Source organism: Stenotrophomonas sp. YJH_SMC_33, assembly GCF_059372295.1.
Map to the genome: position 1 here is coordinate 72038 of NZ_JCAFVJ010000005.1, position 23006 is coordinate 95043.

At 66.7% G+C, this 23006-nt stretch carries 24 protein-coding genes, 4 pseudogenes and 1 riboswitch; of the genes and pseudogenes, 12 read left to right on the forward strand and 16 right to left on the reverse strand.

What is annotated here, in order from left to right; genetic code table 11:
* Positions 1–4: 4 nt before the first annotated feature.
* Positions 5–982 (reverse strand): uroporphyrinogen-III C-methyltransferase, encoded by a 978-nt coding sequence (locus AC5P9W_RS10110; RefSeq protein WP_164144797.1) that lies wholly within the window; start codon positions 980–982, stop codon positions 5–7.
* Between the two features lie 104 nt (positions 983–1086).
* The gene (locus AC5P9W_RS10115) at positions 1087–1896 is read right to left on the reverse strand and encodes a uroporphyrinogen-III synthase (protein ID WP_021204065.1); all 810 of its coding nucleotides are present in this window, start codon (positions 1894–1896) and stop codon (positions 1087–1089) included.
* A 35-nt stretch (positions 1897–1931) separates the two neighbouring features.
* On the opposite strand from AC5P9W_RS10115, the gene AC5P9W_RS10120 reads away from it, so the two are divergent.
* The 5 genes from AC5P9W_RS10120 to AC5P9W_RS10140 all read left to right on the forward strand — a co-directional run bounded on the left by AC5P9W_RS10120 (position 1932) and on the right by AC5P9W_RS10140 (position 5016).
* On the forward strand, positions 1932–2399 hold the full coding sequence (locus tag AC5P9W_RS10120; protein ID WP_008266702.1) for a YiiD C-terminal domain-containing protein: 468 nt from the start codon (positions 1932–1934) through the stop codon (positions 2397–2399).
* Positions 2400–2431: 32 nt separating this feature from the next.
* Complete coding sequence (locus AC5P9W_RS10125; RefSeq protein ID WP_058980224.1) at positions 2432–2857, forward strand: hypothetical protein; 426 nt, start codon at positions 2432–2434, stop codon at positions 2855–2857.
* A 57-nt stretch (positions 2858–2914) separates the two neighbouring features.
* Positions 2915–3352 carry a rhodanese-like domain-containing protein gene (locus AC5P9W_RS10130; RefSeq protein ID WP_058980222.1) on the forward strand — a complete coding sequence of 146 codons (438 nt, stop codon included), beginning with the start codon at positions 2915–2917 and terminating at the stop codon, positions 3350–3352.
* Between the two features lie 99 nt (positions 3353–3451).
* Positions 3452–3970: a protein-export chaperone SecB gene (gene secB / locus AC5P9W_RS10135; protein WP_005407596.1), complete on the forward strand. Its 519-nt coding sequence runs from the start codon at positions 3452–3454 to the stop codon at positions 3968–3970.
* Between the two features lie 20 nt (positions 3971–3990).
* Positions 3991–5016, forward strand: coding sequence for an NAD(P)H-dependent glycerol-3-phosphate dehydrogenase (locus AC5P9W_RS10140; protein WP_021204061.1), 1026 nt, complete (start codon positions 3991–3993; stop codon positions 5014–5016).
* Between the two features lie 143 nt (positions 5017–5159).
* Here the strand turns inward: AC5P9W_RS10140 and AC5P9W_RS10145 are convergent.
* Positions 5160–5447: pseudogene (locus tag AC5P9W_RS10145) on the reverse strand (YybH family protein); the annotation flags it as partial.
* 59 nt (positions 5448–5506) lie between these two features.
* Between AC5P9W_RS10145 and AC5P9W_RS10150 the strand changes: the two are divergent.
* Positions 5507–6181, forward strand: a complete 675-nt coding sequence (locus tag AC5P9W_RS10150; protein WP_495219154.1) for an Ivy family c-type lysozyme inhibitor — start codon at positions 5507–5509, stop codon at positions 6179–6181.
* A gap of 60 nt (positions 6182–6241) precedes the next feature.
* Here the strand turns inward: AC5P9W_RS10150 and AC5P9W_RS10155 are convergent, their stop codons facing one another.
* From AC5P9W_RS10155 to AC5P9W_RS10175, 5 genes and pseudogenes are all read right to left on the reverse strand, one after another.
* Positions 6242–6616 (reverse strand): hypothetical protein, encoded by a 375-nt coding sequence (locus tag AC5P9W_RS10155; protein ID WP_021204024.1) that lies wholly within the window; start codon positions 6614–6616, stop codon positions 6242–6244.
* Between the two features lie 481 nt (positions 6617–7097).
* Positions 7098–8129, reverse strand: a complete 1032-nt coding sequence (gene arsB / locus AC5P9W_RS10160) for an ACR3 family arsenite efflux transporter (RefSeq protein ID WP_495219156.1) — start codon at positions 8127–8129, stop codon at positions 7098–7100.
* Between the two features lie 8 nt (positions 8130–8137).
* Entirely contained in the window at positions 8138–8641 is a 504-nt protein-coding gene (locus AC5P9W_RS10165; RefSeq protein WP_241744953.1) for an arsenate reductase ArsC, read from the reverse strand.
* A 36-nt stretch (positions 8642–8677) separates the two neighbouring features.
* Positions 8678–9097 (reverse strand): annotated as a pseudogene (gene arsN2, locus AC5P9W_RS10170) (arsenic resistance N-acetyltransferase ArsN2); the annotation flags it as partial.
* A gap of 1 nt (position 9098) precedes the next feature.
* A complete protein-coding gene (locus tag AC5P9W_RS10175; RefSeq protein WP_021204021.1) occupies positions 9099–9428 on the reverse strand; it encodes an ArsR/SmtB family transcription factor in 330 nt (109 codons plus the stop codon).
* 17 nt (positions 9429–9445) lie between these two features.
* Between AC5P9W_RS10175 and arsH the strand changes: the two genes are divergently transcribed.
* Positions 9446–10174 (forward strand): arsenical resistance protein ArsH, encoded by a 729-nt coding sequence (gene arsH, locus AC5P9W_RS10180; RefSeq protein WP_111104908.1) that lies wholly within the window; start codon positions 9446–9448, stop codon positions 10172–10174.
* 21 nt (positions 10175–10195) lie between these two features.
* Here the strand turns inward: arsH and AC5P9W_RS10185 are convergent, their stop codons facing one another.
* From AC5P9W_RS10185 to AC5P9W_RS10195, 3 genes and pseudogenes are all read right to left on the reverse strand, one after another.
* Positions 10196–10888, reverse strand: coding sequence for a hypothetical protein (locus AC5P9W_RS10185; protein WP_495219158.1), 693 nt, complete (start codon positions 10886–10888; stop codon positions 10196–10198).
* A 157-nt stretch (positions 10889–11045) separates the two neighbouring features.
* Positions 11046–11318: a hypothetical protein gene (locus tag AC5P9W_RS10190; RefSeq protein WP_005407606.1), complete on the reverse strand. Its 273-nt coding sequence runs from the start codon at positions 11316–11318 to the stop codon at positions 11046–11048.
* A gap of 274 nt (positions 11319–11592) precedes the next feature.
* Positions 11593–12178: pseudogene (locus AC5P9W_RS10195) on the reverse strand (DUF2268 domain-containing putative Zn-dependent protease); the annotation flags it as partial.
* A 215-nt stretch (positions 12179–12393) separates the two neighbouring features.
* Here AC5P9W_RS10195 and AC5P9W_RS10200 point away from each other — a divergent pair.
* The 5 genes and pseudogenes from AC5P9W_RS10200 (at position 12394) to AC5P9W_RS10220 (ending at position 15995) form a co-directional block, all read left to right on the forward strand.
* A complete protein-coding gene (locus tag AC5P9W_RS10200; protein ID WP_021202106.1) occupies positions 12394–12969 on the forward strand; it encodes an OmpO family porin in 576 nt (191 codons plus the stop codon).
* A 125-nt stretch (positions 12970–13094) separates the two neighbouring features.
* A pseudogene (locus AC5P9W_RS10205) lies at positions 13095–13861 on the forward strand (helix-turn-helix transcriptional regulator).
* 67 nt (positions 13862–13928) lie between these two features.
* Positions 13929–14297 carry a VOC family protein gene (locus tag AC5P9W_RS10210; protein WP_111104914.1) on the forward strand — a complete coding sequence of 123 codons (369 nt, stop codon included), beginning with the start codon at positions 13929–13931 and terminating at the stop codon, positions 14295–14297.
* A 122-nt stretch (positions 14298–14419) separates the two neighbouring features.
* Complete coding sequence (locus AC5P9W_RS10215) at positions 14420–15394, forward strand: Dyp-type peroxidase (protein ID WP_312543136.1); 975 nt, start codon at positions 14420–14422, stop codon at positions 15392–15394.
* Positions 15395–15575: 181 nt separating this feature from the next.
* Positions 15576–15995 (forward strand): hypothetical protein, encoded by a 420-nt coding sequence (locus AC5P9W_RS10220; protein WP_111104918.1) that lies wholly within the window; start codon positions 15576–15578, stop codon positions 15993–15995.
* 105 nt (positions 15996–16100) lie between these two features.
* On the opposite strand, the gene pnuC is transcribed toward AC5P9W_RS10220, so the two are convergent.
* From pnuC to AC5P9W_RS10245, 5 genes are all read right to left on the reverse strand, one after another.
* Positions 16101–16670, reverse strand: coding sequence for a nicotinamide riboside transporter PnuC (gene pnuC / locus AC5P9W_RS10225; RefSeq protein ID WP_031269344.1), 570 nt, complete (start codon positions 16668–16670; stop codon positions 16101–16103).
* Positions 16671–16678: 8 nt separating this feature from the next.
* The gene (locus tag AC5P9W_RS10230; RefSeq protein WP_495219160.1) at positions 16679–18868 is read right to left on the reverse strand and encodes a TonB-dependent receptor; all 2190 of its coding nucleotides are present in this window, start codon (positions 18866–18868) and stop codon (positions 16679–16681) included.
* A gap of 70 nt (positions 18869–18938) precedes the next feature.
* Positions 18939–19034, reverse strand: a riboswitch (TPP riboswitch).
* A gap of 43 nt (positions 19035–19077) precedes the next feature.
* Positions 19078–20202, reverse strand: coding sequence for a phosphotransferase enzyme family protein (locus AC5P9W_RS10235; protein WP_495219162.1), 1125 nt, complete (start codon positions 20200–20202; stop codon positions 19078–19080).
* A 125-nt stretch (positions 20203–20327) separates the two neighbouring features.
* Positions 20328–20735: a glycine zipper 2TM domain-containing protein gene (locus AC5P9W_RS10240; RefSeq protein ID WP_021202098.1), complete on the reverse strand. Its 408-nt coding sequence runs from the start codon at positions 20733–20735 to the stop codon at positions 20328–20330.
* Between the two features lie 246 nt (positions 20736–20981).
* Entirely contained in the window at positions 20982–22967 is a 1986-nt protein-coding gene (locus AC5P9W_RS10245; RefSeq protein WP_495219164.1) for an XVIPCD domain-containing protein, read from the reverse strand.
* Positions 22968–23006: the final 39 nt, after the last annotated feature.

Sequence of the window (23006 nt, forward strand, 5' to 3'; positions counted from 1 at the left end):
GGGCTTACCTCCGGTCGGTCTGGGTGCGCAGTTGTTGCAGGGTGCTGCCAAGGACAGCGTCGTTGGCCTGCAGGGGAAGCTCGCGCAAGGCCTTCAGTTCAGCACGCTGCGCGCGCAGGGCCGGTGAATCCGGCCAGCGTCGCTGTGCCCAGTGTTCCACCCGGTCCAGGGCGGAGTTGCGGCCCGCGCGGTCGCCACGCTCGATGGCGGCACGTGCCAGCGTCAGTTCCAGCTGCAGTGCATCGTCGGCGTTGCGCTGTTCGGCGGCCGTCAGTGGGCCGTTCTGGCGGCTGGGGGTGATGTCCACGAACGGGGCCAGGGTGGCCTGCCACCACGGCTTGGCAGCATTGCCGCCGGTCGTGCCGGTGATCTGTGACGGTAGGCCCTGCAGCGCCCGGGCCACAGCATCCAGACGCTGCAGCGACTGCACGCGCGGGCCGCTGCCGAGCGCGTCCAGTGCCTCGCGCTCCTGCACCAGCGCCTGGCGCAGGTTCAGGCCATCAGCGTCGGGCAGTTCGGCCAGTGCGGTGGCCGCCTGTGCGTACAGGCGGCGTGCGCCCTCCACGTCGTCGGCATAATTCAGCCGTTGCGCCGCCTGGGTCAGCAGCAGTTCGGCCTCATCGCGCTGTACGGCCTGGCGGCCCTGGTTGGCGCTGTCGGCCAGCTTGGCCAGGTTCTCTTCCAGCAACGCGCTGCGCTGGGAGAGGCCCAGCATCTCGTCGCGCAGCACGCGGTTGGTGGTGGCCGCGTCCTGCAGGCGCTGGCTGGTTGCGCGCTGGTCACGACGCAGCGCATCCAGCGTGGCCTCCAGGCCCTTCAGCTGGACGGCCGTGGTCTGTGCCTGCGCTTCCTGCTCATGCTGTTGCTGCTGCCAGACGTACCAGCCAGCGTAGCCGCCCGCGCCAAGCACGACCGCAGCGGCCAGCGGCAGCAACCAGCGCACGGGTCTACGGGGCGGGGAAACGGGCGGAGTCTCGTTCATGGGGCTTCCTTGTCGGCAACGTCGCCGGTCAGGGTCCGGCAGGCCGCATGGTGCACAGCATCACTGTTGCCGACCACAGCGGCAAGCGTGATCCACGTCCCTGTTCAGTTCGCTGCCGGGACGGTGAGCGTGGCGTGTGCAGCGGCCACCAGCTGCGCAGCAGTGGGGCCGGCGCTGCGTGAGATGTGCCGCAGGCCGAGCGACCGCGCCTGTTCGCCGAGGCGGTCGCTGGCAACCACCACGCGGGCAGACGCCCGCAGGCGCTGCTGCCAAGTCGGCGGAAGCTGCTGCCAGAAATGCAGCAGCGCCTCGCCACTGCTGACCGCCAGCACCCACGGCTGCGCTGAATGCGCCAATCGCGCCAGCGTGCGGGGCGAAAGGCGCAGCAGGCGACGCTGGTAGACATCGGCACGTTCGATCGCGGCGCCGGCGGCCTGCAGGTGTGCAGCAATCAGGCCGCGTCCGCCGGGCGCGGTGACCAGTCCGATGCGCAGGCCGCGGACGTCCGCCAGCACCGGCAGCGCCAGCAGCCCCTCGCTGTCCATCCGCTGCGGCGCATGCACCCCGGCGACGCCGTGCTCCCGCAGCGCGCGCGCGGTGCCTTCGCCCACGGTCAGCCACGGGCTGCGTTGCGCCTTGGCCAGCGGCAGCAGGGTGGCGGCCGCGGTAACCGCGGCCGGGCTGGTGAACACCACCCGGTCGCAGTTCAGCGCGCGTTGCAGCTGACGCACCACTGGCATGCCGTTCAAGCGCTGCAGGCGCCAGGGCGGCAGGGCCACCACATGCCCGCCCAGCCCAGCAACGGCGCGGCGCAGCGCGGAATTCTGGCCCTGCGGTCGCAGCGAAATGAAGGTCCAGCCCGGCTCGGAACCGGCGGCGCCAGTGGGTATCGTATGGTCGGCCATTGCCTGCATTATGCGGGCCCTTCGTTGTCGTGGTCGCTGCTCCGATGTCCGTTGATGCTCTGACTTCCTCGCTGGCCGCCCTGCAGGACGTGCTGGACTGCATGCCGGCGGTGCGCGCCATGCAGATCCAGCTCGATGGCTATGCCGATGGCGTGCTGCGCATCACCGCGCCGCTGGCCGCCAACGTCAACGACAAGGGCAACGCCTTCGGTGGCAGCCTGGCCTCGGTGCTGACCCTGTCCGGCTGGGCACTGGTCAGCCTGCGCCTGCGCCTGGCCGGCCACGATGCCGAGGTCTACGTGGCCGACAGCAACCTGCGCTACCTGGCCCCGGTCTACGAAGACCTGCATGCCCATGCCGAAGCGGCCGAAGCCAGCGGCTGGGATGCCTTCCTGAATACCTTCCGCCAGCGCCGCAAGGCCCGCATCAGCATCATCGCCACCCAGCCCGGCGCCGATGGCAAGCCGGCCGCCGAGTTCAGCGGTCGCTTCGTTGCCTTCGCCAAAGGGTAGGATGGCAGGCTGACGTCCTGGGGAAACCACCGATGCGCCGCCTCATCCAGTTCCTGATGTGTTCCCTGCTGCTGGTCAGCGCCGTGGCTTCGGCCGACGACCTCAGCCGCAAGCAGCGCAAGTTGCTGGAAGAGACCCAGATCGCCTACGGCGCCACCATCCGCTGGGGCAGCATGGACGATGCGATCGGCTATCTGGACCCCAAGCTGCGCAAGGAAAAGCCGCCGACCGAGTTCGAGCTCAACCGCTACGCACAGCTGCGCGTGTCGTCCTATCGCGAGCGCAGCAGCGCCGCGCTGGATGGCGGCCTGGTCGAGCGCCGTGTCGAAATCGGGGTGATCAACCAGAACACCCAGGCCGAGCGCACCGTGGTCGTGGTCGAGCGCTGGCGCTGGGACCCGGAGGCCAAGCGGTGGTGGCAGACCGCCGGCCTGCCGGACCTGTGGAAGGGGCAGTGACGGGCCGCGTCCGGCTTGTGCGACAATCGGCGCCCGCTTAATCGACCCGTGACCTGAGTGAATTACGAAGAGTTGCTGGCCTTTGCAGGCCGAAACCCGATGCTGTCCGCGGCCCTGGTCGGCCTGACCGTGGCCATCATCGTCACCGAGATCCGCCGCCTGTTCCGGGGCTTCAAGGGCATCAAGCCCGCCGAACTGACCCAGCTGATCAACGCGGGCGGCACGGTGGTGGTCGACCTGTCGGCCAGCGGTGACTTCGAGAAGGGCCACATTGCCGGCAGCCGCAACGCCCAGGCCAGTGCCTTCGGCCCGGAGCACAAGCTGGTGGCCAACGCCAGGCAGTCGCCGGTGGTGCTGGTGTGCCGCAGCGGCAACGCCTCGGAAACCGCCGCCAAGGCGCTGAAGAAGGCCGGCTTCGAGAAGGTCTACGTGCTCGACGGCGGCATTCCTGCCTGGCAGCAGGCCGAGCTGCCGCTGGTCAAGGGCCGCAACTGATTGCCGCAGGTGGCGGATCCGGCCTTGTATGGGCCTGATCCCGCCCCCATCGCAGTAATTCGACCATCGTTTTCATTGCATTCATTGGAGTTACTGGAAATGTCCGAAGAGATCACCAACGGCGCTGCTGCGCCGGTCGATGCCGCCACCGGCCCCGCTTTCACCGTCGAGAAGATCTACGTCAAGGACGTCTCCTTCGAGTCGCCGAACGCCCCGACCATCTTCAATGACCAGGTGCAGCCGGAGCTGCAGCTGAACCTGAACCAGCAGGTGCAGCGCCTGGGTGAGAACGCCTTCGAAGTCGTGCTGGCCGTGACCCTCACCTGCCAGGCCGGTGAGCGCACCGCCTACGTGGCCGAAGTGAAGCAGGCCGGCGTGTTCGGCCTGGTCGGCCTGGACCCGCAGTCGATCGACGTGCTGCTCGGCACCCAGTGCCCGAACATCCTGTTCCCGTACGTGCGCCAGCTGATCAGCGACCTGATCCAGGCCGGCGGCTTCCCGCCGTTCTTCCTGCAGCCGATCAACTTCGAAGGCCTGTACGCAGAAACCCTGCGCCAGCGCCAGGAGCAGGGCGACGCACCGTCGCTGGCTGACTCCGAGCCGGCCGGCAACGCCTGATTCCTGCCGCGACGTCACGGATGAGCACTCCCGCTGACAAGATCGCCGTGCTGGGCGCCGGTTCCTGGGGAACCGCGCTGGCCAGCCTGCTCGCACGGCACGGTCACCCGACCGTGCTGTGGGGGCGCGATGCTGCCGTGGTCGACGCCATCGACCAGCGCCACGAGAACCCGCGTTACCTGCCGGGCATCCCGCTGCCGGACAGCCTGCGTGCCACTACCGACCTGGCGTCGGCGGTGGAGGGCGCGGCCTGGATCCTGGTGGTGACCCCCTCGCATGCCTTCGGCGAAACCGTGCGCGCGCTGGCGCCGCTGCGCCCGGCCGGTGCCGGCGTGGCCTGGGCCACCAAGGGCTTCGAACCCGGTTCGGGCCGCTTCCTGCATGAAGTGGCGCGCGAAGTGCTGGGTGAGGACGTGCCGCTGGCCGTCGTCACCGGGCCGTCGTTCGCCAAGGAAGTGACCCAGGGCCTGCCGACCGCGATCACCGTGCATGGCGACGTGCCCGAGTTCGCGCAGACGGTGGCCGAGGCGATGCATGGCCCGGCGTTCCGCGCCTATACCGGCGACGACATGGTCGGTGCCGAGCTGGGCGGCGCGATGAAGAACGTGCTGGCCGTGGCCACCGGCGTGGCCGATGGCATGCAGCTGGGCCTGAACGCCCGTGCCGGCCTGATCACCCGTGGTCTGAACGAGATGCTGCGCCTGGCCGCTGCGATCGGCGCCAAGCCGGAAACGCTGATGGGTCTGGCCGGGCTGGGCGATCTGGTGCTGACCTGCACCGGCGACCTGTCGCGCAACCGCCGCCTGGGCCTGGCCCTGGGCCGTGGTCAGACGCTGCAGGATGCTGTTCGCGAAATCGGCCAGGTGGTCGAGTCGGTGCAGACTGCCGACGAAGTGATGCGACAGGCACGCCGCCATGGCATTGACCTGCCGATCTCCGACCGCGTGCGTGCCGTGCTGCACGGCGAGCAGACGCCGGAAGAAGGTCTGCGCGCGCTGCTGGCGCGGGAACAGAAACCGGAATACCCGGACACGCTGTTCAAGTGAATCGAAAAACCCCGGCCACGCGCCGGGGTTTTTTTATGCGCGCCCCATCCACGCATGGCGTAGATCCAGGACGGATCCCGCTTCTGGTAGCGGCCAACCTTGGTTGGCGCCCGGTAGCGCCGGGCCATGCCCGGCGGCATTCATCACCGCGCGCGCGGCCGCGCGTTGCTGTTGTCCATGTCCGAGAAGATCACCCACGGCCCATCCCCCTCACGCTTCAGCGTGAGCGTGAACTTGCCGGTATCCCTCTCGTTGCTGCCGTAGCTGTACGCACCAATGATGTAGCCCGTGCTGCCCTCCATCGAATACGGCAACGCACGCAGCCGCAACGGACTGCCACCCCGGCCGGCATACGCGGCCTCGATCGCGCTGCGGCCGCGCATCGGCAGCTGGTTGCTCTGCAGCACAAAGCCATCTTCGGCGAACAGCGCATTAGAATCATGCGGCCGTCGATTCGGCGGACGCAGCGCAGATCAGACAAGGACACGCGATGAAGATGCGAATCACAGGGATGGCGATGATGGCCGCGCTGCTGGCAGCCTGCGGACAGGCACCGGAAAAGACTGGCGAGACTGCACCTGCTGTGGCGCCAGCGCCGACCGCCGAAGCGCCGGCCGCCGCGGCGACGGTAGTCGAGAAGGAACCGCCCGCCGAAGACGGTGTGGACCCCTCGGTGTGGGACAACGAAGGCGAACCGGAAGACCCGAGTGCCGGCGGCGAACTCACCTGCGCGGACAACCCGCTGGCGACGCATTTCTTCACCCTGGTGGGCGGCAATACCGTGGACGACTGCGGCCGCGAGGACCCGAAGGTACTGGCCGCGTTCAACGCCCTGATGAAGAACACAGCTGCAGCCGAATCCGCTGACAAGGAGATTCCATCGCTGCGCGAACGCCTGTTGAGCGGGCCCAGCGGTCCTGGCGATCTGGCGGTGCTGCAGGGCGAGCCGTGGTGGTTCTATACCGCCTGCCAGGCCCATGACTGCCCCGGTACCGCGTTGGCGATGCTGTATTCACCCGACCAGTCGAAGATGGTCGGCCGTCTCACCGCACGCTGCCGTGTGTGGTGGCTGGGTGAGCCGACGGCGGAACAACGTGAGCAGATCGAACAGCGCCAACCACTGCAGGATGCCGCGTTGAAGGAAGACAGCGCGCTCTGCGAGTGATGTGGCGCGCTCCGCAGCGCCGGGCCGCGCACGGCGCTGCAGTGTGCGTTGTTCCCCGTATTACCCTTCCGGCCGCATGCGTGCGCTGACCTGTGCGGCCAGCGACAGGCTGGCCATCATCAGGCCCTCCATCACGCGGTCGCCCACGTACTCCTCGTCGGGTCCGTTCTGGCGCACGCGCTCGGCAGCCAGCAGCATTTCCAACGCCACGCGCAGGCCGGTCAATGCGCAATCCGCGTCGGCCAAGGCCATGCGGCGGCCAGGCATCTGATGACGTTCGGGCCAGGGCTGGCCGTCGGCGGCAGCGCCCTTGCCGATGCGGTCGAGCGTGGCGATGAAACCGAGAGGATCGCGCGCGTGCGCCGCTTCCGAAGGCGCGTCCGCGTTGGCGGGTACGTACTGCGTGCGCAGCCGGGAGGATTCGGGTGTGCTCATGGCAAGGGCTCCGTGCAGGACAGACGGCAGCCGCCACGCAAAGGTGGCGGGCGGAGACGTGGTTCGAAAACCGGGCGCTTGTTGAAACCGGCAGGCACAAGGCCTCCACGCTCCGCCCGCCATGACCGGCAGACGGAATGCCCGCCGGCGCCACGAGGGGTGACGCCGGCGGGCAAGCGTTGTCAAACAAGCGCACGGGTTTTCGAAGCCCGGCCATCCTTTTTCGATGGCACGTCATCTGTACGCGTGCTGCTGCGCGGTGCCAATCAGAACAGTTGCATTCAATGCTTGATCAAAGACGCTTTTGGCATTTTTGCATGCTGTTAAGCCGTCGCAGACGCAGGCGCCGCAACGTCCGTAGCGGCATGGGGAATATGCGACATGGGTCGAAGTTGATGACGTGGCGTACGGGTACCCCACCAGGCCGATGACGACAGTGCGGGGCGAAGAACGTAAATCGACTTCGGCGCACTCCGGTGTGTCAGTGCTCTTCGCGTCTCTCGTACCAAGCTTGAGTACGGTTCACGATCCGCACCACAGACAACATGACCGGCACCTCGATCAGTACACCCACCACCGTCGCCAGCGCAGCCCCCGAATGCACGCCGAACAGCCCCACCGCGGTGGCTACCGCCAGTTCGAAGAAATTGCTGGCACCAATCAACGCCGAAGGGCCGGCCACGCAATGCGCCACGCCCAGGCGACGATTGAGCAGGTAGGCCAGGCCGGAAGTGAAATAGACCTGGATCAGGATCGGCACCGCAATCAGTGCGATCACCAGCGGTTGCTTCACGATCTGCTGGCCCTGGAAGCCGAACAGCAGCACCAGTGTGAGCAGCAGCGCACACAGCGAGACGGGCCCAAGCTTGCGAAGCACCCGCTGCAACGCCGCCTCGCCACGATGCAACAGGATCCAGTGCCGCAGCAACGCCGCCACCAGCACCGGCGCCACGATGTAGAGGCCCACCGACAGCAGCAGCGTATCCCACGGCACGGTGATCGCCGACAGGCCCAGCAGCAGTGCAACCACCGGCGCGTAGGCAACCACCATGATCGCGTCGTTCAACGCCACCTGGCTCAGGGTGAAGTTGGCATCGCCACGGCACAGGTTGCTCCACACGAACACCATGGCGGTGCAGGGCGCGGCCGCCAGCAGGATCAGCCCGGCGATGTAGCTGTCGATCTGTGCTGCGGGCAACCAGTCGGCGAAGGCATGGCGCAGGAACAGCCAGCCCAGCAGCGCCATCGAGAATGGCTTGACCGCCCAGTTGATGAACAGCGTTACGCCGATGCCCTTCCAGTGCTGCTGCAACTGGCGCATCGCAGTGAAGTCGACCTTCAGCAGCATCGGGATGATCATCAGCCAGATCAGTACCGCAACCGGCAGGTTGACCTTGGCGATCTCTGCGGATGCCAGCGCGGCAAAAGCACCGGGTAGGAAGTGGCCCAGCAGCGTGCCGACCGCAATGCAAAGCCCGACCCAAAGCGTCAGGTGGCGTTCGAACAGATTCATGCGGGAAGTCACGGCATGCTGTCGGTCGGCTGCAACTGTCCAATCTGATCCAGCGCGTGCTGCAGCGCTTCGCGGTCGGACCACAATGAGTCAGGCAAGGCGAGCAATGCACGCAGTCGCAGCTTCACGATGGCATGGGCCTGCGCGAATGCCGCGACCTTGTCGGCATCGTTACCCGCTACGGCCGCCGGATCGGGCAGGCCCCAGTGGCTGCGGATGAAGTCACCGAACACCACCGGGCAGGCCTCCGCTGCGGCTGAATCGCACACGGTGATCACCAGGTCCGTCGGCGGTGCATCCACGAACTCATCCCACGACTTGCTGCGCAGCCCTTCAATGGGCATTCCTTCGGCCTGCAGCTGGGCCAGCGCGAAGGGGTTGATCTGGCCAGTGGGCTGGCTGCCCGCACTGAATGCGCTGAAGCGATCGCCGCCCCAGGCGCGCAGGGTGGCTTCAGCAAGCACGCTGCGGGCGCTGTTGCCGGTGCAGAGGAACAGGACATTACGGGTCATGTGGCTTCCGTGGTCAGTGAGTGGCTTGGACATGCAAAGCGCGCTGCCCGGACAGAGACGGGTGAACTCGGCAGAGCTGCGGATCGCCTCCGCTATCTGCGCGCGATCGCATCCGGCATAGCCGTGCCGCGCGAACCACGAGCCTGCCGATGTTGTCAGCAGCACCAGTTCCCTGACCTGCATACGGTGGGCCATCTCTTCGGCCGCTGCCAGCAATGCGCGTCCAAGGCCGGTGCCGCGTCGGTCATCAGACACCACCAGGGAGCGGAGCAGCGCCGAGGCGCCGAAAACCTGCAATCCAACGGCGCCCACGGGGACGCCGTCGAGGTCTGCGACGAGAAACACGACCTCGCTGCTTTCCAGATCGGCCACGGGCAACTGCGCCCGCTGCAGAAGGTCTCGGATGCAGGACAGGTCGTCGCGTGTGCCGGCACGAATCACGGGGTCTGGCTTCATCTCAGCACCTGCAGGCCGGTTCGCTTGCCGCGCACTGCTGGTCCGGCGAACCCGCGCAGCAATTGTGCGTCAGGTACTGGATCAAGCCGTTCATCGCATCGAAGTTGGCGCGATAGCAGACATGGCGGCCCTGGCTTTCGCTCTCCACCAGCCCGGCCTGCACCAGCTCCTTCAGGTGGAAGCTGAGCGTGGCTGGGGGCACCTGCAGGGCCGTGGCGATGTCGCCCGCCATGCGCCCTGCCGGGCCAGCCTCCACCAGCAGGCGGAAAGAAGCCAGGCGGGTGGCATGACCGAGCGCGGTGAGGGCGGTGATTGCATTTAACGTTTCCATATTTCTAGAATAATCGAATGAATAAGCCAATCACAAGCCCTGACCTGCCCAATCTGGTGGAATCGTCATTGCCCCAGCCCAATCATCACAAGCTCGCCGCGGCAGATCTGGGGCCGCCACGCATCCTCCTGCTCTACGGCTCGCTGCGGCCGCAGTCCTTCAGCCGCAAGCTGGCGCTCGAAGCCGAGCGATTGCTGCGCCATCTGGGGTGCGAAACCCGCATGTTCGATCCACATGCGCTGCCCATGCTGGACAGCGTGGACACGAGCCACCCTGAAGTGCAGCGGTTGCGTGCGTGGTCGCAGTGGTCGGAAGGCCAGGTCTGGGTCAGCCCCGAGCGGCATGGCACGGTCACCGGCGTGTTCAAGAACCAGATCGACTGGTTGCCGCTGGAAGATGGCAGCGTGCGGCCCACGCAGGGCAGGACGCTGGCGGTGATGCAGGTGAGCGGCGGCTCGCAGTCGTTCAACACCGTCAACACGTTGCGCGTGCTCGGTCGCTGGATGCGCATGCTGACCATCCCCAACCAGTCATCGGTGGCCAAGGCCTGGCAGGAATTCGATGACGACGGGCGGATGAAACCCTCGCCGTACTACGACCGGGTGGTGGACGTGATGGAAGAGCTGGTGAAGTTCACGCTGCTGACGCGTGGCCGGTCGGACTACCTGGTGGACCGCTACAGCGAGAGGAAGGGCGACGCGCTCGCGGCCGCATTGGCGCAGGCTGCTGGCGCTACCGCCTCCTGAGTTCCGCTACGCAAACGCGCTCTATTTGCTCGCGCGCCGCGCGCCCTTCTCGTCTTCTTCCTTCGCATTCCCACGGCTCTGTGCGAACTCCGGGAAGGTTTTCGCGATCGAATCCTTGTCCGGCAGGATGTAGAACACACCGCCCTTCTCGAACGTGGAGTGCACGATCTGCTCGTAGAACGCAGGCGAAACGTTGATGCAACCGTGGGTGACACGGTTGTCGTCCAGCGAGGGCGATGCCAACCGCTCGGCGCGCTTTTCCTTCGGGCTGCCCGGCGGCAGCGGGTGCATCGAGACTGCGGAATCGTAGTCCACCCACAGCACGCGCCCGGCATCGTCGGACGTGCCGTAACCGCCAATGAAGCGGCCGGCAGGCGTGGTACGGTCGTGGCCGGGAATCGCGCTCAGTGCGAGCTTGGCGACGCCCGGTGCGGAGTGGTCGCCGATCGCCGACCCAAACAGCGCCGGTGCTGCGCCGCGCAGCTTGCCATCACCGCCGAAGACCAGAACCTGCGCCGCCGCCTTGTCCATGACCGCAAACGGATAGCCCTGGTTGTCCTTGCTGGCGACCACCCAGCCGGCCAGCTCGATCACTGTTTCGGACACGCTCTGGTCGGGCGGAAGTTCATCAACGGCGGCAATGCGTTGTTCAGGCGCTTCCTTGTCCTTGCCCTTGGCGCTGGCTGCGCCGCTGCACGCAACGGCCAGTGCCAACGCCAGTGCGGCATGGAAGACGCGGCGTGCAGGGGAGGAGGAGGTACGAATGGGACGGCTCCTTGCAATGCAATTCTGGGTGGAAGGATGCCAGTGGCCGGCGAAGGCCACTGGTTCCCGATACAGAGGTTGATCAATTCAAAGGGTGAGAGAGCTATCAGCCGCGCGGCTTGCGACCGGCCGGTGCCCTTTCAAGCTGCTGTACGCGGCCTTCGATCTGGTCCAGACGCTGGTTGGCCTGCTGCGCCGACTGGTTGGCGGACTCGGCACTCTGGGCAGCGCCCTGCACCTTTACGTCGAGCTGATCGAGGCGCGAGTTGATGGTTGCGAACTCGTCCTTGTAGGTGGCGCAAGCGCCGAGGCTTACGGTGGCCACGATGGCGACGGTGATGGCGCGTGCTGCGTTGATGTGCTGCTTGGTCAATTTCATTTCCAACTCCCTCCTTCGTCTGGGGAAGCTGGAATATAGCGGCGTTTGTTCCCGGCGCTAGCCCGTGCTTTCAGCTGGAATTGGAAGACGTGGAAGCGCTGTGAAGACGTTCGATCAACAAAACTTAACAAGCAAGATCACGCGGGCGGACGTGCATCGGCCGGCTTGCCTTGTGCCTGTTCAGAAGCACGTATTCATCAGCATGAAGCGGATTTCATCGAAGTGCCGTCGGCACCGCCTCGATGCCAGCGCACGCGGGCCGCCACCGGCTGGCTTCCAGCAGCGCCTGATAGAGCAGGGTGGGCTGCTCGAATTCCACGCGTGCACCTGGCTGTTGCACGTGCACGTACTCATGGGCAATCAGGTGCACGAAACGGTCGCCGACATCGGCCTGCATCCAGTCGGCGTCGCACAGCGCTTGCAGTCCAATGACCACGCCTGCTTCGGCGGTCACGCCACCACTGTTGCCGCGGCCCACCAGTACGGTGACCGGGGGAAAGCGCCGCAGACGACAACAAGGTGCCCAGCTGATCGACGGCAGCGGCGACGCGCATGCGGATCGATGGCAATGCTGTCGCGCAGGTTCTCGCTTTCGCAAACAATGCCGGCGTGTCCTGGATGGCCCTGGCCAGCCGCTCCATCGAGCCGATACGGCTGTCGGTGAAGCTGCGCAGAGCGTCTGTGCCAGCATCCAGATAGCCGCGCTGCAGATCGTCGGCACTCGGCTTTCCAGCGCTGGCATCCAGCACATGGAAGAAACGCGTGACATCGTCCGTCTGAATCACGATGCGCGCAGGAGGCTGGCTGCGCTCGGCCGCCTGCAGCATCATCGCAAGGATGATGAGCAGCAGCTCGCGCACCCTACGGCGGGCACGTCCCCGCAACAGCAGTGACGCGGCGGATGTGTGCGGCATGCGGAGTTCCCTGAACGTCGCCCATATTTATATACCAGTCAGTTCAATATTCAGGGTTGATTAGACCCCCTAACGGATAATTCACACCTGTCGATCGCCTCCTCTCTCTCCCCCTCCCGGGAGGCGGCCGACGAAACCAAAATAATTAAAGGTGTGTCCCGATGAACAAGAATTCGCTGCTTGCCCTGGGTCTTCTGGCTGCCCTGCCGTTCGCTGCATCGGCAACCGATGGCCTGTCGTACAACTACGTTGAAGGCGGCTACGTGAACACCGATGCCAAGGGCGGCGACGCCGATGGCTGGAAGGTGAAGGGTTCCGTTGCGGTGCACCCGAACTTCCATATCTTCGGCGACTACAGCGCGCAGGAGACCGACAAGTTCAAGAACGATGTCGACCAGTGGCGCATCGGCGCCGGCTACAACTACGGCATCGCACCGAACACCGACCTGGTGGCTCGCGTTGCGTACCAGAAGTACGACATGAAGCACGGCCTGGACTTCAACGGCTACTCCACCGAAGTGGGCGTGCGCACCGCGTTCAACCCGTACGTGGAAGGCTATGTGATGGCCGGCTACGAAGATTTCAGCAAGAAGCATGGCTACAACCCGGACGGCGAGTTCTACGGCCGTGTCGGCGCCACCGCCAAGTTCAACCAGAACTGGGGCCTGAGCGGCGAAGTGAAGCTGGCCAAGGCCGGCGACCGCGAGTGGTTCGTGGGCCCGCGCTTCACCTGGTAACAAACGCCTGTCGTTAGTGCGTGTTGTGCTGGCGTGTGACTCTCTCTCTCTCTCCCACACGCCAACCGAAGCCCGGCCTCGCGCCGGGCTTCACTTTTATGGGCCCTGTAGCGCGACAATGCGGCATGGGCGACTCTTCCCCCCTCGCAGGTACTGGCACGCCTACCAGGAGCATCCGGCGCCTGCGCCGCTGCGCGGCCACTTTGGCCAGCTGTGGCAGAGCCAGCTTCCTGACGATGCCGATGGGCACATCACCGTACTGCCTGACGGTTGCGTGGATATCCTCTGGCGCGACGGTGCGTTGTTCGTGGTCGGCCCGGACCGCGTGGCCGCGCACCCGGCGCTGGCACCCGGTGCGCAGGTGCTGGGGGCACGCTTCCGTCCTGGCCAGGCATTGGCCGCGCTGGGCCTGCCCCTGGCCGGGATCATCGGCCAGGCCGTGCCACTGGCTGATCTGAAGGGCGCGTGGGCGAACAAGGCGGCGGCCTCCATCGGCGACACCGCGCCTGCACAGCGCCTGCAGCGAATGGCGCACTGCCTGCAACAGCATATGGGTGCGGTCGCGCTCGACACCCCCGCCACGCGCGCACATGCCCTGTTCCAGGCGCTCGCCGCCGGCCACGCCACGCTGGACACGCTCGCGGCGCACGTCGGCCTGAGCCCGCGCAGCCTGCGACGCTTCAGCCAGTCGCAGTTCGGCTACGGCGCCAAGACGCTGGAACGGATCCTGCGGCTGCAACGTTTTCTGCGCCACAGCCGCGCGCTGCCGCAGCACTCCCTGGCGATGCTGGCCGCCGAGGCCGGCTATGCCGACCAGGCGCACCTCAGCCGCGAGGCGCGCGAACTGGCTGGCGTGACCGCCAGTGAACTGCGCCTGGAGTGGGGGCAATGATGGCCGTTTTGTTCAAGACCACGGTGCTGCATTGATCGATGCTGGGCTCCCAACACGGAGCCACGCCATGAGCCACGCCGCATCCCGCGATGCCGAACGCCGCATCGACAACATCGAATTCAACGTCGCCGACATTGCCCGCAGCAAACGCTTCTACGGCGAGGTGTTCGGTTGGCACTTCACCGACTATGGCCCGGCCTACACCGAATTCGACGATGGCCGCCTGAAGGGCGGCTTCGTGGCCGACGTGCCGGTGCGTGTCCACGGAGGGCCGCTGGTGATCGTGTATTGCGCGGACCTGTCCGACGCGCAGCAGCGCGTAGTCGCTGCCGGTGGCGAGGTGGTGCGGGCGGTGTTCGCATTCCCCGGCGGCCGCCGCTTCCACTTCCGCGACCTGGATGGCTACGAGCTGGCGGTCTGGAGTGATGTGGATTGAGGTCTTCGTACCTTCGCTGGTGGACGGAACGAGAACCGCTCCGTCCCCGGTCAGGCGGTTCCGCTATGATCGCCCGCACATCGCCACACGCGACGCGCCCGCCTCAAGCCCGCAGGAATACCGTGAACACCCAGCCCGCCCAGATCACCGCCGTCAACCACACGCTCGACAATGAGCCGCAGCAGATCACCGCGCCACTGACCCATTCGGCGGCGTTCCTGGTGCTGAAGGTGAAGGATGATGAGGCGTCGATCGCCAGGGCGCGCGAGGTGCTGGCAAGCACCGACGACCTGATCAAGAACACCGCCATCCGCGAGATCGAGCGCACCTTCACCTGCAACGTGGCCATTGGTCACCGCGTGTGGAAGCCGCTGGTGGGCACCACGCCGCCGCGTGAGCTGCAGCCGTTCCGCGAGATCAAGGGCGCGACCCACACCGCCGTGTCCACGCCGGGTGACCTGCTGTACCACATCCGTGCACGCACGATGGACCTGATCGTGGCCTTCGAGCGCAACCTGCTGATGGCCTTCGGCGATGCGGTGGAAGCGGTCGATGACGTGGCTGGCTTCCGCTATTTCGATGGCCGCGACCTGCTCGATTTCGTCGACGGCACCGCCAACCCGGAAGGGCTGTCGCTGCCGGAAGCCACGATCGTGGGTGAGGAAGACCCGGAGCATGCCGGCGGCAGCTACGTGGTGGTGCAGAAGTACCTGCACAATCTCGATGCCTGGCGCGCGCAGAAGACCGAGGCGCAGGAGGCGATCATCGGCCGCACCAAGCACGACAACATCGAGCTGGACGATGCACCGGCCGATGCGCAGAAATCGCACAAGACCCTGTGCACCATCGAGGACGCCGACGGCGAGCATGAGATCCTGCGCGACAACATGCCGTTCGCCAACCCGGGCCGCGGCGAATACGGCACCTACTTCATCGGCTACACGCGCCGCCTGTGGGTGATCGAGAAGATGCTCGAGCGCATGTTCATCGGCAATCCCGCGCCACTGCACGACCGCATCCTTGATTTCTCCACCGCCACCACCGGCGTGACCTTCTTCGCGCCCTCGCGCAAAGTGCTGGCCGATCTGGGCGACTGATCGCGGCTCTCGTCCTTGCGCATGCTACTGGCCGCTCTGTTCCAGTAGATCCACGCCACGCGTGGATGGTACGCACGTTGCCCGTAGCAGCCACGCATGGCGTGGCTCTACTGTGCCGCCATCTGCCTGTCATCTGCCGCCCCGACCATCTGCTGTTGGATGCGAGTGCAGGAGGCAGGCGATGGCGATGGCAAGGAACACAACCGGTGCACGCCGCTGGTGGCGGCCACTTGCCGCGTTGTTCGGGGCATTGGCACTGGGGAGTGCCAGCGTTTCCGCGCAGGAAGCCCCTGCGCATTGGATGGCCTACGCCGCTGCGGTCGGTGGCCAGCTGCAGCAGCGCCTGCAGCAGGAGCAGGACCCGCAGGCGCAGCGCGTGCTGGAATGGCTGCAGGCACATCCGGACGCACCGACGCCGCTGCCGGTGAGCGTGTGGATCGCGGCGGATGGCCGCATCTCGAAGCTGGAATTCGACAGCCTGGGTGACGCCCAGGTCGACGCAGACCTGCGCGCGACGCTGCAGGGCGCGCCGTTGCAGGCAGCCCCGCCGGCCGACATGCGCCAGCCGCTGCGGTTGGGCCTGTTGCTGGAGCCGAAGTAGATCCACGCCATGCGTGGATGTGGTGGGTAGATGCCGACCTTGGTCGGCAGGCGCGCGGCAACCCAGGTTGGCGACTACCGGTAGCCCGCCACGCATGGCGTGGCTCTACTGCGTTGCCACCTGTGGCTCGCGCGCGGCGGCGCTCCATGCGCGCAGGCCGAACACGGCCAGGCCGAGGAAGAACACGTACAGCGCGGCGGTCACGTGCAGCGACTTGAACAGGTACGCGCCCACGTAGACCACGTCCACCGCGATCCACACCCACCAGCAGGCCACGTGGCGGCGTGCCTGCCACCATTGCCCGACCAGGCTCAGACCGGTCAGCAGCGCGTCCAACCACGGCAGGGCGGCATCAGTGAAGCTGTGCATGGCTGCACCCAGCGCCACGCCACCACACAGGCCGATGGCCAGGTCGCGCAGCAGCGTGCCGCGCGCCAGCGGCACGATGCGGATGCTGCCCTCGTCGGCGGCATGCTGCCGCCAGTTGAGCCAGCCGTAGACCAGGAAGCCACCGAAGGCGACCTGCAGCAGGGTATCCGAGTACAGCTTGGCCTCGGCGAATACCAGCCCGTACAGCGTCACCGACAGCAGGCCCACCGGCCACGCCACCAGCCGGCGCCGGGCCATCAGCCAGACGCCAAGGATGCTGCACAGTGCGGCGGTCCACTCGAGCATCACGCCGCTCACAGCGCGAACGTCACCGATAGGCGGGCCTGTCGCGGTGCGCCGGGGAACAGGTAGTAGTCACCGCCGCTGCTGCCGGTATCGCGCCAGTAGAAGCGGTTGAACACGTTGTCCACCGACAGGTTCCAGGTCACCGCACGCTCGTGCAGGCGATGCTGGAAGCGCAGACCAGCGTCGAACACCGAGTAGTCCGGTGCGCGCACGCCGCCGTCGGCGCGTGCCACGTTGGCACCGGCATAACGCCAGCCGCCAGTGACATCCAGGCCCTGCACGAACGGCAGCGCGTAGGCCAGGTGCACGCTGGCCCGCACCTTCGGCACATTCACCAGCTGATGGCCGTCATAAGCCGGCGTGCCGGTGTCGCGCGCACGCGCCTGCAGCACGCTGGCACTGGCCACGATCTGCAATGCGTCGGTCAGCTGGCCGTTGGCGGTCAGCTCCAGGCCGGTGTGGGTCTGGGTGCCTTCCTCGACGAAGGTGTAGCCCACGTCGCTGTTGTCCGGCCTGGCGTACTGGTACGGCTGCGAAATGCGGAACACGGCCGCACCCAGGGTCAACGCCTCGACCGGCACGTACTTCACGCCCACTTCCAGCTGGCGCGACTGCACCGACGGCAGGAAGGTGTCGGCATTGCTGGTCCAGAACGGCGCTTCCTGGCCAAGCGAAATGCCGCGCACGTAACTGGCATAGGCGTTGAGCTGGTCGGTGGCCTTCCACACCAGCGCGGTCTGCGGCAGGAAGCGTGACAGGCGGCTGTGCCGCTGCGGGGTGCCGCGCTTGTCGTAGGCGCGCTCATCGAGGCGCACGAAGCGGCCACCGGCCAGCCACTGCCAGTCGTCACCGAAGCTGATCCGGTCCAGCGCGAAGAAGGCGGTCTGGCGGCTGTCCAGGCGACGTGCGGACGGGCCGGGCATCTTCGGCGACGGCTCGAACACCGGCACCGGTGCCTCGTGGATGTTGCTGGTGCCGACGTACTCGTTGACGCTCGGGCGCTTGTCCACGGTGCGGCGGAAGTAGTCGGCACCGAGGGTCAGCTCATGGCCGACGCTGCCGGTCTCGAAACGGCCGCGCAGCTCGGCACGGGCCTGCTGGTTGCGGCGGGTGTCGTCCGGGCTGCGGTAGTCGTAGACGTCGTAGTCGCCATTGGGCGCGAAGTAGTTGCCGGGCACGCTGCCATCGGCGCACTGCACGGCGTAGTAGCAGCCATAGGCGAAGGCGACGTTGTCATCGATCACCGACCGGCTGTGGCCGACCGACACGCGGGACTGCCAGGCGTCGTTGAAATCGTAGGTGTGCAGCGCGGTGATGTTGGTGCTGGCAATATCCACCGGGCGCTGCCACGGCTGGTAGCCGAGCAGGTGCTCGCGGTCGACGCCGCGCGGCAGGTCACGCGCGCCCAGCAGCTGGTAGCCGGACACCGAACGTTGCGAACTGGTCTGGTAATTGGCGTCCACCTCCAGCTTGCCGCGTTCGCCGATCAGCCAGTCGGCCGCGAGCGAGTAGAAATTGCGGCGGCCATCGGCGTGCTCGACATAGGAATTGCTGGAATCCCACGCGGCATTCAGGCGCAGGCCGAAGCGCGGGGTGATCCAGTGGCCGACATCGACGGCGACGTAGCGCGAGCCTTCCGAATCGGTGCCGAGCGTGGCGGTGCGCACTTCGGCCGGGCGCTTGCCGATGTAGTTGATGATGCCACCCGGTGCCATCACGCCTGCGGCCAGGCCGGCTTCACCCTTGAGGATCTCAACCGACTGCACGTTCTCCAGCGCCAGGCGCTGTTCGCCGGCGATGGACAGGCCGTTGAAGCGGTAGCCGGTGGCGGCGTCCAGCGCGAAGCCACGGATGGCGATGTTCTGGTAGTAGCCCACAGGTGCATACGCATCACCCAGCGAGGCATCGTTGCTGGCAAGCTCGGACAGCGAACGTACCTGGCGACGGTCGAGATAGTCGCGCTCGAGCACGTTCACCGACGCCGGCGTGTCCTTCCACGAACCGCCGCCGAAGGCATTCACGCGCGAGGTATCGGCCTTCGGTTTGCCGGCCTGCACGCGCACCGCTGCCAGTTCGGTCGGCGAATGCTCGGCGCCGGTGGCAGCCGCATCGGGGGACGCCTCGGCCTCGCTGGCGTGCAGCGGCAGCGCGGCGCAGAGGGCGAGGGAGAGCAGGGTGGGGCGCAGGCAGCGGTTCATTCGATTCGTCTTCGGACAACAAGGGAGACGAAGCGACGGCGCGCAGGTGCACCTGCCCATGACGGGGGTGTGGCTGCGGCTCAAAGCTCCCTACGCCGGTGCAAACCGGATCAGGTTCCAAGGGACTCTCTCAGCCTGGCAGATCCAGGCACCCCCGCTTCAGGTGACCATTTCACTACAAATGGTACGGATTTGCGAGCCGGCGCCCTTCAGGCTGCCGCGTGCAGGGCCTGCAGCAATGCCTGTCCCGGCGCGCTGTGGAACCACGCCGGGTGCCCCAGCATGAAGGGCCGCCACGCTACATCGGCATTGGCGGTCGAGCCGGTGACGCCTTCGAAGTACTCCACTTCGGACAGTGCGAAGTCGAAATGGACCATCGGCAGCAGGTCGGCCAGCAGGTGCACGCGTGCCGCCGACAGCGGCAGCGCCTGGCGGTAGCCGTCGAGCAGCGCCAGCGCGATATCGATGCGCACTGCCTGCATGCCGCGCTCCAGTTCCAGCCACGCCACCGCGTTGCGCTCGATCGCGGTGGCGAGGTCGAACAGTGCGCTGGTCGGCGACGCCAGGCCGAAGTCCAGCACGGTGCTGATCTGCCCATCGCGCCACAGCAGGTTGGAAACATGCCAGTCGTTGTGGGCCCACAGCCGCGGCTCGTCGCGCAGGCGCTTGGCCAGGCCGGCATGCCACGGCAGCACGTCACGCTGCAGCTGCGCTTCCCACGGAATGCGCGCGAGATAGCGGGCCAGCGCGGGGCGCTCGTGCAGCCCTGCCTTGATGGCCGCGATCGGATCGTCGGCGCGGATCAGATCGTCGCGCGCGACCAGCACATGGGTGCTGCGCTGGGGCGCGTGGTAGCTGGCGGCGGCACGGTGCAGCTGTGCGAGTGCGCGTCCGGCTTCACGGGCCTGCGCGATATCGGTCAGCAGCGACCACGACACCGCGTCGCGATACAGGTCCTCACCGACGCCAACCGCATGCAGCTCGAAGGTCCATTCGCCATGCTCGACGGCAGTGTGGCCATCGGTGGCCGGCAGCACCTGTACTACCGGCACGCCGGCGGCGGCGAGATGGGCGATGAAGTGGTGTTCTTCTTCCAGGCAGGCCGCGCTGCGCACGCTGTGGTGGTGGCGCTTGATGAACACCGCGCCGTCCCTGCCATTGACGATGGCGGCGGCCGACAGTGGCCGCGGGCTGTGCCAGCGCGGTTGGCTCTGCTCGTCCAGCTGAGGGTAGCGCTGGCGCAGCCACGCAATGTCCGCCGCGCTGATCGGTGGCCAGTCGGCAGCAACCTCGTCGTTGTTCAGGCCCTGCACGCGGTGGGAGGAAGAAGTCATGCCGCAGCCCCGGTGGGGAAAGTCGCATCCAAGGCTGCGCATTCAACGCCATGCACGTGGCCAACGCAAACGGGCGGGTCATCGACCCGCCCGTCCGTGCATCGGCACGGGAGATGCCGTGCCGCTTACCAGCCGCGATGGCGACCGCGGTCGTGGTAGTAGCGGTTGTCGTAGTAGCGCTCGCGCTGCCAGCGACGGTTGTCACCGCGGTCGTAGTAGCCGCTGCGGTAATAGCCACGGTCGTAACGACGATCGTAGCGGTCGTCATAGCGGCGGTTGTCGTAGTAACGACGGTCGCGGCGGTCGGAGGTGGTCAGGTTGCCGATCGCGCCGCCGGCCACGGCGCCGCCCACGGTGGCGGCAGGATCACCGTTGGAGAGCAGGTTGCCGGCCACGCCACCGACCACGGCGCCGACCAGGGTGCGCTTGTCCTTCCTCGACATCGCGCTGGCATCGCTGACCACGGCCACACTGGCCACCAATGCCAGAGCCATCGCCAGACCACGGAAGCTGAGTGCGGAAGTACTGAGCATGTTCGTTCTCCTGTGAGGTGCATGCCACGCTGGGCAGGGAGGGCGCGGGGCGCCCCGGCTGCCGTGGTGTCCACGCTGGCGTTCCAACATTGCCGGAACATTGCCTGGTCCACCGTGCGGCTTGCGCATTCATCTAGCGGCAGGCGGCATGAAGCAAGGCTGAAAGCGGCCCCGGCCGCTCAGCTGGCAGAAAGGGAAAAGGCCACGCGGACGTGGCCCTCCCTTCTCTCCCAAGGCGCTGCGGGCTTAGACGCCCATCGCCTTCTGTGCCTGCCGGGCCTGCTCCTGCTGGGCATCCTGCTGCTGGTGCAGCACGTTTGGGGCGCCCTGCACGGCACCACTGCTGAGCGCCAGGCTCTGCTCGCTGGCGGCACGGGTCTCCAGCGCCACGCGGCTGGCCGCCGGGTCACCGATCGTGCCCTGCACGGCGAACAGGCGCTCACCGTTCGGGCTCGGCACCACTGTGTCGATGCGTTGCAGGCCGGCGGCATGCGCCTCCTTGGTCAGGGCCGCGGCGGCGCTTTCCAGCGCGTGGCGATCCTTGAAGGTACCTGCCGGCAGCCGCTCCAGGCCCTCGGTGGCCTGCAGGTACATCGGATTGCGTGGGTGCCGCTCGTCGTTCAGCAAGGGTCGTTCGCGTGCTTCCTTGATCGCTTCCAGCGTCTTCGGACCGACGATGCCGTCGACGACCAGGCCGTTGTCCTTCTGCAGCTGGCGCACTGCCGCGTCGGTGTTGCGGCCGAAGCGGCCATCCTCGACCAGTGGCTTGCCGTCGGCGCCGACGTAGCCCAGGTGGCCCAGCTGCTCCTGCACCTTGCGCACGCCCTCGCTGTGTGCGCCCTGCTTGTACAGTTCGGCGTGCGGCGTGGCGGCCGCCTTGTGCTCGGCGTTGGCCTTGCCCTGGGTCTGCTCGTGCGACTGGGTGCGGTTTTCCAGCAGGTCACGGGCCTTGGACAATGGATCGGACGCGAACAGCTTCCAGTGCGGGTGGTCCTTCACCTGCTTGAGGTAGTCCTCCACCGGCATGGTGTGCACGCCCTTGCTGCCGGTGGACTGGCTGATCAGCAGCTTGTCGGTGTTCGGGTCGCGCACCACCATCACGATGTGGTCGATGCCGTTCCAGTGTTCATGGCGGGTCCTGGCCGTATCCAGGCCGATGATCATGCCTTCCTTCAGCGCACCGGGCTTGAGGATCGCGTCGCGGTCAAGCAGCACGCCGGACTGGTCGAATGCCTTGCGCACGATGCCGCCGGAACCCAGGTTGCCCAGGTCGATGCGATCGGCCTTGCTGAACACCGCATGCCCGGCCTTCTGGTTGATCTCGTCCATGGTCCGGTTCTGCAGCGTGCCGACCCAGCCGGAGCAATCGATGTAACCCTGGTCCACGTTCTTGCCGGTCTTGCCCGGTACGTACAGCGCGTGGCCCGGAATGTTGATGGCGTACTTCACATCGTCGTACTTCACGCCGGCCTCGTAGGCGGCCTGCAGTTCGATGCCCGGTTTCGGCGCGGCAGCGGCTGTTGCGGTTGCCGCCAGCGTGGCAGCACCGGCCGCCACGGCTGCGCTGGCCTGTGCAGGCGCGGCCGGGGCCTGGCCCTGTGCCACCGCCTGCGGTTCGATGTTCTTTTCCGGGATGCTGATCGCTGCGTACTTGTGGATGTAGTAGCTGGAGAAGGCCCGTGCCAGGTCGCCATCGTTCATGCCGCGCATTTCGGCCAGGCTGTGGCCGGTCAGCGCCTTCGCGTCCGACCCGATCTGGTTCAGCACGTTGCGGCGCATGTTGATCTCGTCGCCGTGGCTGTTGCGGACCACGCCGAAGGTGCCGGTGGCAATGGCGGTCTGCACCGAGCCATAGCCGGCACTGCCCTGCTGGTGGGCCAGGTACAGGTCCAGCCCGGTCGGCGTACTGCCGCCGGACAGGTACGGGTGGCCGGTGCGCTCGTTGCGGCGTGCCATCGAGTCCAGGTTGTCCTGGTACATCTGCGCGGCCGCTTCGGTGTTGCGGGTGGGGTCGAACTCGTGGCCGGTCAGGTGGTACTGGCGTGCGGACCCGGGCACGAACTGGAACAGGCCCTTGGCGCCGGATGACGCGTTGTGGGCGCGCTCGTTGAACGTGCCACCGGTCTCGATGTACGCGAAGCGCATGAAGTCGTCGACCGGAATGCTCTTCTGCCTGGCGACCTGCTCGACGATGTCCAGGACTTCCTTTCTGCTGTAGTCATGCTGTGCCATGACGTTTTTCCTCGGGGTTGATGGAGCGGCGCATGCCGC